11 protein-coding genes and 2 rRNA genes (1 of these 13 cut by a window edge) are annotated in these 18,374 nt (G+C 30.2%); 6 read left to right on the forward strand and 7 right to left on the reverse strand.

What is annotated here, in order from left to right:
* Together R7X45_RS00030 and R7X45_RS00035 are read right to left on the reverse strand one after the other, a co-directional pair.
* Positions 1–946, reverse strand: a 23S ribosomal RNA gene (locus tag R7X45_RS00030) (it extends 1,956 nt beyond the left edge of the window).
* A 440-nt stretch (positions 947–1,386) separates the two neighbouring features.
* A 16S ribosomal RNA gene (locus R7X45_RS00035) occupies positions 1,387–2,918 on the reverse strand.
* Together the 16S and 23S rRNA genes form the textbook arrangement of a ribosomal RNA operon.
* A gap of 533 nt (positions 2,919–3,451) precedes the next feature.
* On the opposite strand from R7X45_RS00035, the gene R7X45_RS00040 reads away from it, so the two are divergent.
* The 6 genes from R7X45_RS00040 (at position 3,452) to R7X45_RS00065 (ending at position 11,612) form a co-directional block, all read left to right on the forward strand.
* Positions 3,452–4,066 (forward strand): BC85_0335 family putative methyltransferase, encoded by a 615-nt coding sequence (locus tag R7X45_RS00040; protein WP_318055470.1) that lies wholly within the window; start codon positions 3,452–3,454, stop codon positions 4,064–4,066.
* A 38-nt stretch (positions 4,067–4,104) separates the two neighbouring features.
* Positions 4,105–4,587 (forward strand): transcription elongation factor GreA, encoded by a 483-nt coding sequence (gene greA, locus R7X45_RS00045; protein ID WP_252263052.1) that lies wholly within the window; start codon positions 4,105–4,107, stop codon positions 4,585–4,587.
* Position 4,588: 1 nt separating this feature from the next.
* Complete coding sequence (locus tag R7X45_RS00050) at positions 4,589–6,154, forward strand: MATE family efflux transporter (protein WP_318055471.1); 1,566 nt, start codon at positions 4,589–4,591, stop codon at positions 6,152–6,154.
* 87 nt (positions 6,155–6,241) lie between these two features.
* Positions 6,242–7,207 (forward strand): LytS/YhcK type 5TM receptor domain-containing protein, encoded by a 966-nt coding sequence (locus R7X45_RS00055; RefSeq protein ID WP_318055472.1) that lies wholly within the window; start codon positions 6,242–6,244, stop codon positions 7,205–7,207.
* Between the two features lie 3 nt (positions 7,208–7,210).
* The gene (locus R7X45_RS00060; RefSeq protein ID WP_318055473.1) at positions 7,211–9,133 is read left to right on the forward strand and encodes a hypothetical protein; all 1,923 of its coding nucleotides are present in this window, start codon (positions 7,211–7,213) and stop codon (positions 9,131–9,133) included.
* 10 nt (positions 9,134–9,143) lie between these two features.
* Positions 9,144–11,612, forward strand: coding sequence for a valine--tRNA ligase (locus tag R7X45_RS00065; RefSeq protein WP_318055474.1), 2,469 nt, complete (start codon positions 9,144–9,146; stop codon positions 11,610–11,612).
* A 623-nt stretch (positions 11,613–12,235) separates the two neighbouring features.
* On the opposite strand, the gene R7X45_RS00070 is transcribed toward R7X45_RS00065, so the two are convergent.
* The 5 genes from R7X45_RS00070 to rpmH form a co-directional block, all read right to left on the reverse strand.
* A complete protein-coding gene (locus R7X45_RS00070) occupies positions 12,236–13,318 on the reverse strand; it encodes a hypothetical protein (RefSeq protein WP_318055475.1) in 1,083 nt (360 codons plus the stop codon).
* Between the two features lie 39 nt (positions 13,319–13,357).
* Positions 13,358–15,814 carry a hypothetical protein gene (locus R7X45_RS00075; RefSeq protein ID WP_318055476.1) on the reverse strand — a complete coding sequence of 819 codons (2,457 nt, stop codon included), beginning with the start codon at positions 15,812–15,814 and terminating at the stop codon, positions 13,358–13,360.
* 80 nt (positions 15,815–15,894) lie between these two features.
* Positions 15,895–17,724, reverse strand: coding sequence for a membrane protein insertase YidC (gene yidC / locus R7X45_RS00080; RefSeq protein ID WP_318055477.1), 1,830 nt, complete (start codon positions 17,722–17,724; stop codon positions 15,895–15,897).
* On the reverse strand, positions 17,714–18,052 hold the full coding sequence (gene rnpA / locus R7X45_RS00085) for a ribonuclease P protein component (protein ID WP_044284280.1): 339 nt from the start codon (positions 18,050–18,052) through the stop codon (positions 17,714–17,716). Before rnpA ends, yidC begins: the two co-directional genes overlap by 11 nt.
* Before the next feature lie 14 nt (positions 18,053–18,066).
* Positions 18,067–18,210 carry a 50S ribosomal protein L34 gene (rpmH, locus tag R7X45_RS00090; protein WP_044284298.1) on the reverse strand — a complete coding sequence of 48 codons (144 nt, stop codon included), beginning with the start codon at positions 18,208–18,210 and terminating at the stop codon, positions 18,067–18,069.
* Between the last annotated feature and the right edge of the window lie 164 nt (positions 18,211–18,374).

Raw genomic sequence — 18,374 nt, forward strand, 5'->3', positions numbered from 1 at the left:
TTATAGTCAGTACAGCTAGGTGCCGCCATTCCACATTCAGTGCTCTACCCCCATTAATTATATTTCTACACGCTAGCCCTAAAGCTATTTCGAAGAGAACCAGCTATCTCCAAGTTCGATTGGAATTTCACCACTATCCGCAAGTCATCCGGGCACTTTTTAGCGTACTACGGTTCGAACCTCCACTTTGTTTTACCAAAGTTTCATTCTGCTCACGGATAGATCACCTGGTTTCGGGTCTATGTCAACAAACTAAACGCCCTATTCAGACTCGGTTTCCCTACGGCTGCGCTTTAATCCGCTTAACCTTGCTTGCTAACATAACTCGCCGGACCATACTGCAAGATGTACGCCATCACACATTAACGTGCTTTGACTACTTGTAAGTAAATGGTTTCAGAATCTATTTCACTCCCCTCTCGGGGTTCTTTTCACCTTTCCCTCACGGTACTAGTTCACTATCGGTGTCTGATTAGTATTTAGCCTTACCAGGTGGTCCTGGCAAATTCAGACAGGGTTTCACGTGCCCCGCCCTACTCAGGATACATTTATGAGATTATATAATTTTGCGTACAGGGATTTCACCTTCTTTGTCAAAGCATTCCAACTTTTTCTGCTATTATATAATTTTGTAACTCAATTAAAATGTCCTATAACCCCGTAAAAACGGTTTGGGCTCCTCCCATTTCGCTCGCCACTACTTTGGGAATCATTATTTATTTTCTTTTCCTGTTGTTACTAAGATGTTTCAATTCACAACGTATCTCGCTGCTTTAATTATGAATTCATTAAAGCGCAACCTAGGTTTGCTAGGTTGGGTTTCCCCATTCGGAAATCTCCGTATCATAGCTTATTTCCAGCTCCACGAAGCTTATCGCAGGTAATCACGTCCTTCATCGACTTTCAGACCCAAGGCATCCACCAAATACTCTTATTTATTTAAAAAGTTAAAACTATCTTCTGAGTATAGCCTATTTAGATAATATATCTTAAGGTATTTTAACAATTTTAGAGTTTTTATAACTAAAAGTTATAAAATTTTAAAAATAAACTCGGTTTAATTTTAAAAGACTTTGGAATATTATCTGATTTTTAGATCAGATATAAAATTGTTACTGTTCAGTTTTGAAAGAGCTAATTGTCTTTTTACAGACATTTTGAGAGTTTTAGAGCTCTCAAAACTAGGTACATAATCAATTTCAAATTGCTATTGTATTAAAAAATTCATTAAAAAAAGTTAAAAAAAGTTTACTTTACAAAAAAAATAATATTTACAAAACTAAACAAGGAGAAAATGAATTAATAGAACAAATTATTTCAAATTATTAAATTTTCTAATGTGTTAGTTTGATTTTAACCACATTTAGTAGTAGTAATTTTCCGTAGAAAGGAGGTGTTCCATCCCCACGTTCTCGTAGGGATACCTTGTTACGACTTCACCCCAGTCATCGGTCCTGCCTTAGGCAATGGTCTCCGAGGTTAACTCACCGACTTTGGGCATTACCAACTCCCATGGTGTGACGGGCGGTGTGTACAAAACCCGAGAACGTATTCACCGCAGTATAGCTGACCTGCGATTACTAGCGATTCCGACTTCATGAAGTCGAGTTGCAGACTTCAATCCGAACTGAGACTACTTTTTTGAGATTAGCTTGACATCACTGTTTCGCTGCTCTTTGTAGTAGCCATTGTAGCACGTGTGTTGCCCCACTCGTAAGAGGCATGATGATTTGACGTCATCCCCGCCTTCCTCCGGTTTGCACCGGCAGTATCTCTAGGGTTCTCAACTTAATGTTAGCAACTAAAGAAAAGGGTTGCGCTCGTTGCAGGACTTAACCTAACATCTCACGACACGAGCTGACGACAACCATGCACCATCTGTCATCTCGTTAGCCTCCGCTATATCTCTATAGTTTTGCGAGGATGTCAAGAGTGGGTAAGGTTCTACGCGTATCTTCAAATTAAACCACATGCTCCACCGCTTGTGCGGGTTCCCGTCAATTCCTTTAAGTTTCACTCTTGCGAGCATACTACTCAGGCGGATCATTTAACGCGTTAGCTGTGCTAGTGACTTTTGCCACCAACTAATGATCATCGTTTACGGCGTGGACTACCAGGGTATCTAATCCTGTTTGCTCCCCACGCTTTCGTCCATTAGTGTCAATATATGACCAGTTAGCTGCCTTCGCCTATTGGTGTTCTTCCTAATATCTACGCATTCCACCGCTCCACTAGGAATTCCGCTAACCTCTTCATAATTCTATTTTGTCAGTATCTAAAGCGAACTAAAGTTGAGCTTTAGCATTTAACCTTAAACTTAACAAAAAACCTGCGGACGCTTTACGCCCAATAATTCCGGATAACGCTTGCGACCTATGTATTACCGCGGCTGCTGGCACATAGTTTGCCGTCACTTTCTAATAAGGTACCGTCAAGACTAAATCATTTCCTATCTAGTTTTTTCTTCCCTTACAACAGCAGTTTACATCCCTAAAGACTTCATCCTGCACTCTGTGTCGCTCCATCAAGCTTTCGCTCATTGTGGAATATTCCTTACTGCTGCCTCCCGTAGGAGTCTGGGCCGTATCTCAATCCCAGTGTGGCGGTACAGCCTCTTGGCCCCGCTAAACATCATCGTCTTGGTAGGCCTTTACCCTACCAACTAACTAATGTTGCGCACCCCCATTTTTTGGTGGAGCTTTAAAGGCTCCTTTTAATAAAAAAACATGCATTTTTTTATTTTATCCGGTATTAGCTGCTGTTTCCAATAGTTATCCCGGTCCAAAAGGTAGGTTAGGTACGTGTTACTCACCCATTTGCTACTAAATATGTTAGCAAGCTAACATATTCCGTTCAACATGCATGTATTAAGCACACAGATAGCGTTTATCCTGAGCTAGGATCAAACTCTCATGATTGCGTTCAATTTGAAATTGGTTTTGAAATTATATACCTAGTTTTGAAAGATCTAAAAATTTTTTTTGCCGTTTTAACAGCGTAACTCTAATTATATCACAAAAAAAATTTTTTACAAATAATTTTTTTTTTTTTTTTTGCGTTTTTTTTTTTTTTTTACGCTGTCTGTTTCTTCATTTGAAACAAAGCTTAGTTATTATAACCCGGCAAAATAAAAAAACCAAGAAAAAAATAAAAAAATTTTTTTTCTTGTTTAATTTATATTATATATAGCCATTTTTGCTAATTTTTTTTATAAATTTTGTAAAATTTTAGGAGATTTTTTGCTTTGCAACAGCCAAGGATAATCTCAAAAATGACCCATGAATTTGAAAAAAAATATTTTTTTAAAATTTTTAAGCAAATAAAAATATTTTTTTTCAAATTTACAAATTTTTACATATTTATTTTGGAAAAATTTGCTTGTTTTTATTTTTTTGTTGGTTTTACAAAAAAACTTATAATTTATTATATTAGTGTTTTTTAGGGGAGAAATATGCCGATTTGAAAAATTATTTTATTAATAACCGGGATTTTTGCACTTTTGGTTGCGCTAGTCTCCTTTGTTTGAACATGAGTCAAAAAAAATAAATTAATTAAAAAATATAATTTTGAACACCAAAGTCAAAATTATGACCAGTGAATAGATCTAAAATCACAAGTTACTGAATTAGAAAGCGATATCTGGCTCGTTGAAAGTCTTGAGTTTGTTATTAATAAAATAAGGGAAACAAATTCAAAAACAAATTTATTTGTTGAAAAAGACGGAATTGTGGCTTGTCTTAGTCAGAAAAATATCCAAAATTCAACAAACACAGTTTTTGAATCTCACCTTGATCAAAACAGTTTGACAAAAAATCTTGAAAAATTGCAAATAAACAACCTAAATTACACAAGCCATTGTGAAGCTTTTTTTGATTTTATTTTAATTTCGGCAGAAATTAACCCTAAAAATTTTCAAGAATTTTTAGAAAAGGTTAAAATTGGTGGACACTTAATCTGAAAATATAAAAAAAAGCAGCGAAGGGCAATTTTAAAAATGTTAAAATTGCATAAAATTCACTTCGATGAATTTTTTTATTATGATTTTTTGATAATTCAAAAAAAATAAATTAAAATTTTACTAAAAATTATTTAAAAAGGAAAAAAATGAAAAAAATAATGAATGATGAAGTTCTTTTAACCCAACAAAAACTTGATGAAATAAAAAAAGAACTTGAACATTTAATAAATGTTGAGCGTGTTAATGTAATTCAAGAAATCAAAGACGCTCGTTCTCAAGGCGATCTTTCTGAAAATGCCGAATATGATGTAGCCCGTGAAAAACAAGGGATAATTGAATCAAAAATACGTGAATTTGAAGCTATTATTGCTAAAGCAAAAATAATTGAAACTCGTTCAGGATCAAAACGAGTTTCAATTGGTTCAAAAGTTACCCTTAAAAATTTGGAAAGTGGTTTAGTTCAAACTTTTCAAATCGTTTCTTCAATTGACGCTGATCCTTTTGCGAATAAAATTTCCAATTTTTCACCGATTGCACAAGTTCTTTTAGGTCAACACGAAGGCGATGAAGTTGAAGTTGATGTAAATGAAAAATATTCGGTTAAAATTTTGGAAGTAACTAACGAATAAAATGCATTTTTCAATAAAAAAATTTTTTCCTGATTCGCCAGAAATGTGGAAAAAATTTGCTAAAATTACCATTCCAGTAATTTTAGCAACGCTTTTTATTTCGATAAATAATTTTATTGATAATTTCATGGTTTCCCAAATCAGTGGCGGTATTACAGCTGTTGGGATGGCCAATTTTTGAACAGGAATTGTTTTTTCTTTTATAATTTCAATTAACACAATCGGGTCAATTATTTTTGCCCAATACTGAGGAAAAAAAGAATTTAAACTCGCCCAACAAGTAAATAATATTAGATATATTCTGTCTTTTATAGTTATTTTGTTCTTCGCTGTTCTCTCGTGAGCTTTTCCTGAAAGTTTGCTCAGAGTTGTTCAGTGAAGAAGGGGTTCGTCAGGTTTAGACCAGAGTATTTTTGACCAGGCAAAAAGTTACCTATTTATAATAAGTTTTTCTTGAATCTTGTTTGCCTACATTGTCACTTCCTCAGGAATTCTGCGCGAAATTGGTGTGATGAAAGTTTCTGTTCTTTTTAACACTTTGACCTTAGTAACGAATATTGGGCTTAATTTTTTACTAATTCCACTAATGGGAGTCTCTGGTTCGGCGCTTGCAACTGTAATTTCAAGACTAATAACCTCTTTTTTAATGTATCTTTATCAACTTTTTTATAGAAAAGAAATTAGTCTCTCAGTTTTAAAAATGTTTCAAATTGAGAGACAAATTTGAAAGCAGTTTTTTGCACGTTTTGTCGGAATGTCGCTTGTAACTATTGCCTCTTTAATTATTTCAATCCGTTCTGTGCTTTGATCTCAAAGTTTGCCGCCAGGTTCGATCGGAATTGACGATGGTAGTGGCTTTTATAAATTTTGAGGTATTGGATTTTTAACCATTTCAGGAATAATTCTCACAATCGCTAACATTTTTTTTACAACTTTTGCCTCAATTCAGACAAGTGTTTCAATTGTTGTTGGTCAAAATTTAGGTCAAAATAAAATTGAACTAGCCAAAAAAAACGCTGCAATGTTAAAAGGTTTTTTATTTGTTGTTTCAGTTGTTATGTCAGTTGTTGCCTTTATTATCGTTTTTGCTATCACAAAAACTGACTTGATCACAACGGGAATTAAAGAACAAGTTCAAAAAGGATTGTCTGATTATTTTAACGAAAATAATTTGCCAGTTGACCAAAGTATTATTGACGCCCAAAAAAATTTAGCTGTTGATTTTTATCTAAATCAGATTTTTATAATCTGTATAGTTATAATTTTAATTAATCCAATTTGGGTTCAAATTAATGCCTCTTTAACGATAATTAAGGCCGGCGGACGCGCTAATTTTGCCAGTTGGTGAGATTTTTTTACCGGTTTAGGGCAACTTGTTTGACAAATTCTTATAGTTTTAGTTTTTATCCCTCTGATTTCTGAAGTTCATTTAAAACTTTTTATTTCACTGACAGTTTTTTATCTTTCAGATATTTTAAAGTGAATTATTTTTGAACTAATTTATCTAAAAAGCAATTGGGCGATTAATTTGACGCTTGAAAATTCAGCCTTAAAAGAATCTATCTAAAATGTTGTTGTTTATATTTTTTTTGCTATAATTTATTAAGTTAAACTCATTTTATAAGGGGAAAATTTTGGCAAAAGGAGAAATTTCATGGGTAAGTTGACGAATATGAAAATCTCTTTTGTGGCGATTTTCATATCAATTTCGGTAATTATGTTAATAATCGGAGTCAGATTGGCTCCTTTTGCTCTTTTGCCTAATTTTCGCTTTTCAATTATTGGGCTGCCCATTAAAATAACAGGCTTTATTTTTGGACCAATAGTTGGTTTTTTAACTGGTTTTTTATCAGATTTAATTACTTTTTTGTTCATTCCTGGCGTTTATTCTTGATATTATACTCTCAGCCTTTCGCTTACTGGGTTTATTCCTGGCATTTTCTTTTGATTTTTTGTTGTTCAAGGGAAAAAATGATTTCAAAAAGATAAAATTTTAGAACGCCTAGGAGATAAAATTTTTACCCAAAAGCGAGAAATTTTTAACTACACTTATCATGCAATTAGCCATAACTCAAAAGATGCAAACTTAGAGCGAAAAATGCGGCAAAATTTGCTTAGATTACAAAAAAAAGTCGCTAAAGTCCAAGCTTGAACTGAAGAAAAAGCTTTACTGAATTTTTATTGAGTATCCAGTTTTTTTGTGCTGGCTTTAATAGCTGCGGCAGTTATTTCGACGGTTATGTTTAATTCTTCTATTGATTTTAGCAAAGCGCGCTTTATTTCTAGCAAAACTTCGTTTTTAATTTTGATTCTTTTTGGTACTTTTTCAATGATAATCTTTTTACTTGTTGCACGTTTTATTAACTTTTTCCGTAAAAATGAGCGATATTTGACTCTTGTTCCAATCGTTGCATTTTCTGCCTTGCATGAGCCAATTGCAAGCGTTCTTGCCGCAAAAGGTGATGTAGAATCTGGTGCACTTAATAATTTTGAAACCGCTTTTTTGACGCATATAATTATTTCTCCTGCCAAAATTTGGATTAATGCCTCTGTTATTTATTTCACTGCAAGAGCTGTTTTACCGCTAGTTTATAAAAAATTCTCTTACTCTCTTACTTAAATTATGGAAAATATTATTAATTTTAATAACGAGAAAAAGCAAAAACTTGTTTTTCATAATATAAAAAATAAGTATTGAAATTATTTTAGTCTTGAATTAGATGCAAAACAGTGCGGATTTATTTATTCTTCTGATCCAAATTTTTTTAATGAATTCAAAACAATTCTTCAAAAAGAAAATTCTTATAATGGATTTATTCTTGAAAACGACAGACCTTATGATTACAGCAAAAACAGTTGTTTTTCAGATTTTTTATCAAAAGAAATGTATGAAAGAATTAAAAAAAAGCTCGTGATTCAGGTTCTTTTGTCCCATTGAAACACAAAACCGTTTGAAATTGAAACTAATACAACAAGAAAATACATGTTATATCTAACAATGCCCGAAATTGATCGATTTCTAACAAACATGGATAATCAAATAACTAATTTATTGGAAAAAAGTGCTTTTTTTTCCTTTAATTTTACCGAAATGGTCAATAAAATTAAGAGCGATTATAAAAAATTAAACGAAAATTTTTATAATCTATACATAAAAACAGAGTTAAATCCAAAAGTTGAGCAAGAAAATTTAAATCAAGAATTAAAACTTAGCAATCCTTTTTTTGACTCAAAATTTGACAACTTTAAAAGCAATGAAACAACCCAAAATGCATTAAAAATTATTAAAAACGATATAAAAAACATTATCAGCCAGCATAATTCGCTAACAAATTCGGCCGATGCCGACCTTTATAAAATAAAAATTTTTACCACTGGATATACTTGCTTTTTGAATTTGATAAAACAAAGCGGAAATTTCAGGTGGTTGTCAACTGAGCAAATATTTCAAATTTACTACGAATTTGAAGTTTGGATGTCTAAATTGTTAAATCAAAAAAGCCTTGATAATATCCCAAGTATTCAAAACTTTTTTGATAAAACTTTTGCTGATGATTTTTGACTTTTTTGAAAAAAAAATCGTCAGCAAAAAATGCTTGAAGAAAAAAATAAAAAGGCACAAAAACACTTTAGAACAAAGAAAATTAACTCTTTTCGCAAAGAAAATCCCTATTATCAAAATCTTAAAGTAAACAGCAAAACTTTGCTACGAGCTAATGTTTTGTGACAACATGAAGTAATTAGAATGAAAAAAAGCCTTAAAAAGAAGAATTTTCGTAACTCTTTTTTTGCAAAAAGACTTTGAGTTGCTTCTATCGAAAACAAGTTAAGAAGACTGAAAAATAAAATTTCAAAAAGTGAATATTGAACTCATTTTGCTTTTTTAAGAGACACCTTGATGGATTTAAAAAATTTTTTTTACTATTATAATTTAAGTAGAATTGATACTTTTTTGAGAAAAAATCAATTCTTGATTTTTTGTTTTGAAAACAAAATTAATTTTGACATTCTTTACCAATTTTACGGTGAACTCCCCGAAAATATTTTGTTTTTTTTAGAACTAAAAAAAACAAAAATGGGCAATTATTCTCGCTTTTTGTTTGACGAAAATTCTTTTTACTTAGGCACTACTTACAAACAAAAACTTTTTCAGCATTTTTTTAATGATGGCGAGAATACAGTCCAACTTTTTATTTGTGCAAAGCGGTCAATCAAACCTATTCGTGATTTTAGCATTGTTTTTATTGAAAATGGTACTTTAATTGAATATATTCAAGAGGTAGATTTGCCTTTGACTCCAAAAACCTCGTTTGCTAAGTTTTTTTACCAAAATAGTAGTTTTGATCGAACTAATTTGTATTTGCTTGAAACACAACTTTACAAGCAAATACAAAACGAAGTTTTTCGAAAAAACCCCTCTGGAATCAACAATAATTTTGAATATTATGCTGATTTTTGAAATCCTATAAAAAATATAAAAGTAACTAACGAATTTTCAAGCCAAAACACACTTTTGGACGAAGATATTCTTGTCATAAATTTATAAGCGGTGAATCATGGAAAATAAATACAATCATAAAACAGTTGAAAAAAATAGAAACCAAAAATGACTTGATAAGCGTTTTTTTTATGCTAGCACAAATCCAAAAAAACCTTTTTCCATCATAAGTCCGCCCCCAAATGTTACAGGACACTTGCATCTAGGTCATGCTTGAAATATTTTTATTCAAGATTCCTTGATTAGATTTCATAAACTTCAAGGCTTTGACGTTCTTTTATTGCCTTGTGTTGATCATGCTGGAATTGCTACTCAAGCAAAAGTTGAAGCTTTTTTAGCAGAAAAAAACATTTCTAAATTTGACTTAGGGCGTCAAAAATTCATTGAAAAATGCTATGAGTGAAAAGATCAGCAATACATAAAAATTAAAGAACAGTGAAATAAATTAGGAATTGCCTTTGATTATTCCAAAGAAAGATTTACACTTGACAGTGAGGCTCAGTTTGCTGTTTCAAATTTTTTTATCAAATTATGAGAAAAAAATTTGATTTATCGCGGAAAAAGAGCGATAAATTGGGATGTAAAGCTACAAACCGCACTTTCAAATATTGAAGTTATTAATAAACCTGTAAATCAAAAAATGTACTATTTAAAGTACTTTTTGAAAGACTCAACCGAATTTTTGACCGTGGCAACAACAAGAATTGAAACTATTTCGTCCGATGTTGTCCTGGCTGTAAATCCAAAAGATAAAAGATATTCAAGCTTTATTGGCAAAGAAGTTATTCATCCCTTAACTAAAAAAATAATAAAAATAATTGGTGATTCAAATGTCAGTCAAGATTTTGGCTCAGGGGTTATGAAAGTTTCGGCTCATTCAATTTTGGACTTTGAAATTTTAGAAAAAAACGGTCTTTCTGCTGAAGATTGCATCGATGACTATGGCAATTTAAACAAAAATACCCTTGAATTTGAAGGTAAAAATCGATTTGATGCCAGAGATTTAATTGCAAAAAAACTTGAAAACGAAGACCTTTTAATCAAGGTCGAAGACGTTGTTTCAAATGTCGGCTTTTCACAAAGAAGTGGCGAAATTGTCGAAATTCTTAAAAAACCACAGTGATTTGTGAAAATGGATGAATTAGCTCAGTCTTTAATTTCGCACCTAAATTCAAAAGATAAGATTCTATTTTACCCGCGCGGATTTGAGAAAAATTTAAGAAAATGATTCGATAAAATCCACGACTGAACTATTTCACGCCAACTTTGATGAGGTCACAGAATCCCTGTTTGGTATAAAAATGACGAATTTAAGGTGCAAATAGCATCACCTGGTCAAGGATGGACTCAAGATCCTGATGTTCTTGATACTTGATTTTCTTCAGGAATTAGTGCTTTTTCTTTTTTAGGATGGCCTAATAATTCTGAGTTAATTAAGTCCTATTTTCCGACAAGTTTGCTAGTTACTGGCTGAGATATATTGTTTTTCTGAGTTGCACGAATGTATTTTTCCTCTCTTTTTGTTATGGATAAAAAGCCGTTTGAAAAAGTTCTGCTTCACGGTCTTATTCGCGATGAAGAAGGGCGAAAAATGTCAAAATCACTCGGAAACGGGATTGATCCTATGGAAATAATTGAAAAATACGGGTCAGATTCTTTAAGACAAATGCTTCTTTTTAACTCAAGTCCGGGAAAAGATATAAGATTTAGTCTTGAAAAATTAAATTCAGCTTGAAATTTAAGCAATAAACTTTGAAATATTGCCAAATATATTAAAAGTTTAGATAATACTCATAGAAAACCAGATTTTATCGACTTTTGAATGGAAGGTAAAATTTATGATTTTAAAAAACAAATTGTAAAAAATATTAAAAAATACAATTTCAGCGTTATTGGAACCGAAATTAATAATTTTATCTTCGGGGATTTTTCTTCTCGTTATATAGAATTGATCAAAACTAGACAAAACGGTTTTTATGCTAGAAAATTATTAAAAAGTGTTTTGATAATTTTGCACCCTTTTATGCCTTTTTTGACAGATTTTTTGATGGAAGAAATTTTTAATGAGGAAATTTTGGAACAAAAAATGCCTAGAGTTAGGCAATTTAGTGACAATCAAAAGGTCGAAAATATCCTTGAAATTATAGATAGTTTAAGATCTTATCGCGAAAATTTACAGATTTCAAAGAAAATTATGTTGGAATTTTGTGTTCTTGATGCCGAGTTCCAAAAAGAAGAAATTGAGATTATTAGTAAGTTTGTTTTTGGAAAATGAGTGCCAAACAATGAGTTTATTATTAAAACCAAAAACTTTAAAATTTCGCTTAAAATTCCTGACGAAGTAAAAAAAGCGCAAGAAGAAAACTATATAAAAGAAATTGAGTTCTTAAAAAGCGAAATTTTAAGGGCAGAAACTTTACTTTCAAATCAAAAATTTGTTGAAAAAGCACCTAAAGAAAAAGTTAAACTAGAATGCGAAAAACTTAAGAAATTTAAGGAAAAATTAGAATTTTACGAAAAAAAATAAATTATTTTTTTCGATTATACTGAGTTACCCAGTTTGGAGGCAAAAGTTCACTTTTTAGTGAATATAAATATGAAAAAATACCCGAATTTACGGGTTTTTTGATGCTAAAATCTTAATTTTTATAATTTTGAATTTAATCTTTTGCAAACAAAAAAAAAAAAAAATGCTTTGTCAAAAATAAAGTTATGTTATAATAAACCTCACTAAGAATGAATTAATAAATTTTGATATTGAATTAGGGAGGATAAGAAATGTTTTTGCCATAAAAAAATCAGAAAATGCGAATTTTCCGTTATATTTTTAAATATGATGGAATGCCTTAAATTTACCCGTTTAGAAATCTTCAAATTTAGGGCTTTTAATTATTGTTCTTTCAAAACTTAATATATTTTTTTAGGCTCAATGTAAATAAAAATGAGTTTTCTATTTGCATTGAGTTTAAATAGTAGTTGTTTTTTTATGGTTTTTGTTGTTTTATCCATAAATTGATTTTTGTCAGTGTTTTAAAATAGGTAATTAATTCTTGCCAAAAAAGTTAAAAAGGCGCCCAAAATAATAAACCAGACGCTTTTTTAAGATTATCTCATCAAAGTGGGAAAATCGAGATTTTACGAAAAAATAAACTATTTTTTTTCGATTATTATAGAAAAATTTTTGTCAAAGTTAATTGTTTTGCCTTCAAAAGGTACAACAAAAGTTTGGGTAAAAAATCTAACAAACGGATAGTCTGATAATTGGTCTTTTGGATCTTCGGTTTTAGAAAAAAATGCTTCGGGATTAGCGTTTTTTTCATATTTATCAGATTTATATTCCAAATTAATTACTGAAATATTTGAATCTAGGGAATTTTTCTGCGTTATTTCGCGTTTTAGGTTGTTTTGTTTTTCATCTAATGTGAAAGTGATTTCATTTTTTTCAAAATCGATGTTTTTTAAAAAAAGCTTGTAATTAGGGAATGTTTGCGAATCAAGAAAGCCAAATAAATTTTTTTCTGTACTTTGGGGAGAGTTGGGATCTTTGTGTTTATAAGCAAAAGAATTAAGCATTTGATTAACATTTATTTGCAAATAATTTTTGTTATCATTTGAAATTAGATCTTTTTTCAGCAATTTTAACTCAACAGATGAATACGGAGTTAAGGTTCGAGGGAATTTTGTTGAATTTTCAGGTATACTAATTTTTCGGCCGTTTTGTTCAAATTCTGTAAAACCAACCGAAGTTGGAATTACATAAATAAATCAAAAATCCTTTGAATTTTCGGCTACAGTTGGGACATAAATTGAGTCAGGACCTTGATTTAATTTGCGCTTAACGTCTTGAAGTTGCTTAGAATTATAGTAGCGATTTATTAAATTTAAGTATGTTATTTCCGAATTTGGGCTAAATCTTGATGTATATTCGGGATTTATTTTTTGTGAATTTGAAATTTTTGGAGCGTCCTTTAGATTAAGTAGGTAAAATTGTGAATCTTTTTGCTCGTATATTTGTTGCTGTTTTTCGGTAGGAATTTCAATTAAACTCTCTGAATTAATGAATTTTTTTAAACTTATAGCATTTTGAATGCCGAGACCTGTTGGATTTAAAATCGGATCTTCAGTTTTACCACCATTCCCACATGAAGCTATGATAAAAACGGTTTGTGGTATTCAAAAACTGCTAAATAGAAAATGCCGAAAAATTTTTTTTACTTTTTTGTTAAAATTCACAGTTAAATTTAAATAAATCCTTCTAAAATTAATACATTTTTACGAGTCAAAAAAATTAGCTTTAAAGATTTTTAGGCGTTCAGGTCCTTCGGAATTAATGAATTTATTTGCCAAAGTTAAATAGGACTCGTAGCTAAAAATTAGTTCTCTTTTATTTTTAAAGGTAAAATTTCATAAGAAAAATAGGACTTTGTTAGCAAAAAGATCGGGATTTTGCAATATATTTTGATCTATTTCAAAAGAAAGTTGTAAAGCATAGTCCTGATTTTTATTAGCGAGTTGGTTCTCTAAAACCCTTAAAAAATCATCTCAATTCAAACCAGTGTCACAAATTTGTTTTTCTGGCAAAATGTTTACTTGTTTTTTGTTAGGTAAATGTTTAAAATCTCAATTTTCTAGTAAGTCAATTGGAAAGTCAAATTCTTGATTTTCAACATCGACAACAGTAGTTGCAATAATTGTAAGGTTTGCCGGAATATAAATTTTTTGGTCATCATTTGAAAAAACATATGAAGAAACTTCTGGGAGCGAAATTGAAAAAAAGCTGTTAGCTTTTTCATCACGATAAAAAAGCGGTTTTAGTTGTGAAGCTAAATCAATTGCAGCTTTTTTATCCATGTTTTCAAGAATTAAGAAATATTTTTTATCTGGATTTCAAAAAGAGGTTCTCAAAATCCGTGAAAATGGACCAGGAATAAAATTGGGCTGATTTTTTTCATCAACACTAAAATCACTATAACCAACAAAGTCTTGGATAGTGTAACTATCAGAAAAAGTAGCTATTTCATAGTTATTTTTGTCCAAACCGTGTTCAAAAATATTGTTTTTAATTTCATCATAAATCTGATTTTGAGATGAAGAAATTAAAAATATATTCTTACCGGACATAATTTTTGTTTGTTTTTGACTTATTGTAATTTCGTCTTTAATTTTTCTTTTCTCTAATAAGTTAAAGAAATTTTGCTTAAATTTGGGTTGATTTAGTAAATTTTTAATTGAAAAATCAATTAATTTATATACGTTGTTAATAAAATAATTATAATAATGCTCTCTGGATTTTAAAAATGTAGAAGCTGGGAGTTTTACATCATTAATTTGGGTTTGCGATTCTGTCGGTAAATAGCAAATTTTTTCTAAATCTACGGAGTCTTTTTCTAGCTGTTCTGTTTTTTCTTCTTCTGTTTTGATTTCTTCAGTTTTAGTTGACTTTGAATCTAATGGTTTTGAATTGATAGCTTGTGAATTTTCACAAGGACAGGAAAGAATTTCAGATGAATGTAAAATGCCATGCAAGGATTTTTTTGTTTTGTTTGAATATTCTTCGGGTGAATTTTCCAGATTTTTTCCGGTGTTTTCAGGCCAATAGGTTATTTGAGAATCTAAAATTACGCCTAAATTTATAGGATAATTTTGATTTTCTGATAAATTTTTAGGGTTATTTTCGCAGCAACTTTGGCTGTCAAATGTAGGTGTATAAAATTGAGAAAATTCGCTTAAATTACGCTTTTTTTCAACGGGTTTAATTATCTCTTCGGTGTTTTTAACTTCAGGCTTGTTTAATTCAGTTATTGTTTCTGGTTGTTCAGTTTGATCTAAAAATTCGTTTTGGGATGTTAAGTCGTCCTGAGCGTCTACTTTTTCGGTCTGAGTTTCGTTTGTAGCTTCATTTTTAGCTTCATTTTTAGCTAAAACCGGAGTTATTTCTTGTGATTTATTTTTCAGAACGCTTATGATATAGTCATAGTTTGCTTGAGAATTTGAGGTTAAATAATTAGATCATTTTTCTGGATCTAGCCTTATGGCACTTGCTTTTTCAAAATTATATGACTCTAATTGAGTGTTGCATTTGCTTATTAGTTCGTCAATTCTTGAATATCAGTAGTCAAAAAGTTTTATTTTAAAAAATTTTGTGCTGTATTGCTGACTTTTTTCGCGAAAAGACAAAACTTCAAAAAAAATACCAGAAATTAGAATATAAAAAATATGGTCTTTTTGTGTTAAATTATAACGCTGAAGTTTTTCGTCAAACTCTGGGCAAGAAGGATCTCCGAAATTAAAATTATTAAAAATTTCATCAACTGAAACTGGTTCGTTTTTCTTCTCTTTGAGCAATTCTAGCGTCATTTTAAACAAGTGGCGATATTCTTCATTAATAAAAGTAACCAAATTAAACAAAATAATGCTTATATATTCGCGCACTTTTATTGTTCCGTTGTTTATTAATTTAGCTAAAATATTAAGTTTTTGCTGTCCATTAACTAAAATATTTGTTTTTGCAATCCCGAGTTGAGAGGCTAATCTTATGTGTTCGCTCAAATCTCCAACTGGTTTTCAGTTTTTATTTTTGTAAATTTTTAGTCATTTACTTTTGAAATTTGGGTTTATTTCTTCTTTATTTAAATAAAGTGTTTTAATTAATATTTCTAAACTTTCCGCTTTTCGAAGGTGGGTATTTGAAATTAGTGTCCAAATACAAGGTGAAATTTTGTTATTCATTTAGTATCTCCGTAGATTTTTAAACTTTTTAAACATTTAATACTATTTTAGCGAATTTTTGCAAACCTTTATTTGTATTATTAGATCCATTTTTTCCTACGCATTCAGGGTTGAACTTTTTCACGATAAGTCTTGGATTTTTGGAAATAATGAACCCCAAGTGCTTGCATAATTTCTCAAATACCACCAATAATTCAATAAATTTGAAGTGAAGCTTGAAAAATTACTCCAAAAAACACGAAAATTATCGACATGATTCTTTGTGTTTTTACTTGTTTTTTATATGTCTCATTTTCCTGAGCGTTTATTATTCTTTTTGTTTTATTTTTATTTAAAAGTTTCGGAATTATCTGCTGCAATCCTTGAACTAAAACCGTAATAATTATTATCGGAAGATAAATTCATTGTCCGTCAAAAAGTTTTTGATAAGAAGTTGCTGCTAATTCAAGACCTAAAAAATAAGTAACTTTGAAGCTAGGAATTCCCTGGAGTGCTCGTCAAACAGCTATAAAAATAGGCATAGTTACTAAAATTTGGGAAAAAGGCGCAAATGGTGAAAAATTATTTTTCTTATAAAGATCGGCAACTTCTTGTCGATGACGTTGTTGCATGACTTTATTTTTTTTGTAATTTTCGTATTTTGCATCAATTTTAGCTTTTTTTAGTTGCAGTTCATTTTGCTTATTTTGACCAAAAATTGTTTTAAATCTGAAAGCAAAAGAAATAAGTTTCGTTATTACAACGATAGTTAAAATCGCCAAAATTGTTATTCAACCAGATCAGGCAGATAATGACTGAGACGAGTTTACTCAAGTAATTATTTTAGAAATCGGGTAAACAAACATTGCATAAAAAGGCCCTAATTTCCACGACTCAAGTCAACTAACAATCGGGAATGATGGAACTTGATTTTGGAAAGCGATTTTTCTTGCAAATTCTTCGTCGTTATTATTCCAGTTGTAAGTTTTGTTTTGTATGTCAATTCGGGAAAAATTAATAGGAAAAATTATTTTTTTTATAGATTCAGCGTATCCAGAAATAATTTTTTCAGTTTCAGGAGAAATTTCTTTTCCTGCTTTTGTTTCAAATTCTTCAATTGCATTTTCCAGTTTATTATTTGAAAATTCTGGTAATGAAATTAATTTGTTATAAAGAACTTGAAGGACATCACGGCTAAAAATTGCATAACTCCGATTAACAGGCGGGAGTTTGCTGTCTATTTTAAAGAAAAACTGGTCAATTTTTTCAGTTATGTTGGCTGTATCATTGTTATTTTGAAAATTAAAATTATTAATAGGCAAACTTTTGGCGTTCTGCAGACTTTCAAAATAATTTTTATCAGCTCTTTGACTAAAATATTTTGGAGATGGAAGTTTTATTTCAGTTCAATTAGTTTTTTGCTCATATGATTTTTGCGCGGAACTGAAAAAAATAAATTCATTAGTTTTGTCACCTTTTAAATATTCAAATTCATTTTCATTATTTTGGAACAAAAGAAGTGAATTAAACTCACCAAAATCTGAATTTTTATCTCCAATTTGTTGTCTTAAGACGTTTAAAATGCTTTCTTGATTTACTTTTTTTGAGTCAGCTGAAATCAAGAAGTTATTGTTTTTTGTTGCTAATTCAATACCAGGTGCGCTTTCATTTTCTGATTTTTTAAAAATTGTATAATTTGGGGTTATTTCTTCTTTAGAATTATAAAACTCGAGCGCCTCGCCGACATTATGCGAAGTTTTTACAACTAATGATTGAATACAACCGGTTAGAGAAATTCCGAAAATAATAGTGTAAAAAAAGACTTTCAAAAATTTGAAAATAGATTTGAAGTTTTTGAAGCTATTTTTTTTTGAACCGTTTTGGTTCTGGAAGTAATCAAAAGCCTTTGGTCGTGTTTGTTTATTTTTCATTTTTTTGGAATTCTTTGAATATTTTAATAATTTCGTTCTCTTTTTCTTTAAAATTAAGTGTTAAAAATGATTTTCTTGTTATTAAAATTACTCGAAATTTTGGTGCAGAAGGTCAATTTTTTTGAAGGCTGTGAAGAATATTTTTGATTTGCCTTTTATAATAATTTCGTTTAACTGCATTAGCAAATTTTTTCGGAATTGAAATACCAATTTCGAAAAAAGCAAATTTTGAATAATAAAGAATAAGAGAATTTGTAACTATCTGTTTTTTAGATTCGATTATTGCTTGGAATTCTCAATTTTTTTTAATAGTCGGAATTTTTTGCAAAATTATCCTAAAAACTATTTATCTGATACAGTTAATCTTTTACGACCTTTTAATCTTCGAGCTGCTAAAATTTTTCTACCGTCAGCAGTTGACATACGTGCGCGGAAGCCATGAGTTTTTATGTGTTTTAGTTTATTTGGTTGGTATGTTCTTTTCATGATATCTCCTTTTGTTTTATTTGTTTTTTTAAAAATATTGCTAAAATTTAAAAAAACATAGTTATTTTGTTGACTTGCACCCAAAATTGTATAGTTAAATTTTAACACTTTTTATATTCTTATATAAAAATAAAGTAAACGTTTCTAAATTTTACCACAAAAGA

The organism is Mesomycoplasma ovipneumoniae (assembly GCF_033343935.1).
GTDB classification, from domain to species: domain Bacteria; phylum Bacillota_I; class Bacilli_A; order Mycoplasmatales; family Metamycoplasmataceae; genus Mesomycoplasma; species Mesomycoplasma ovipneumoniae_G.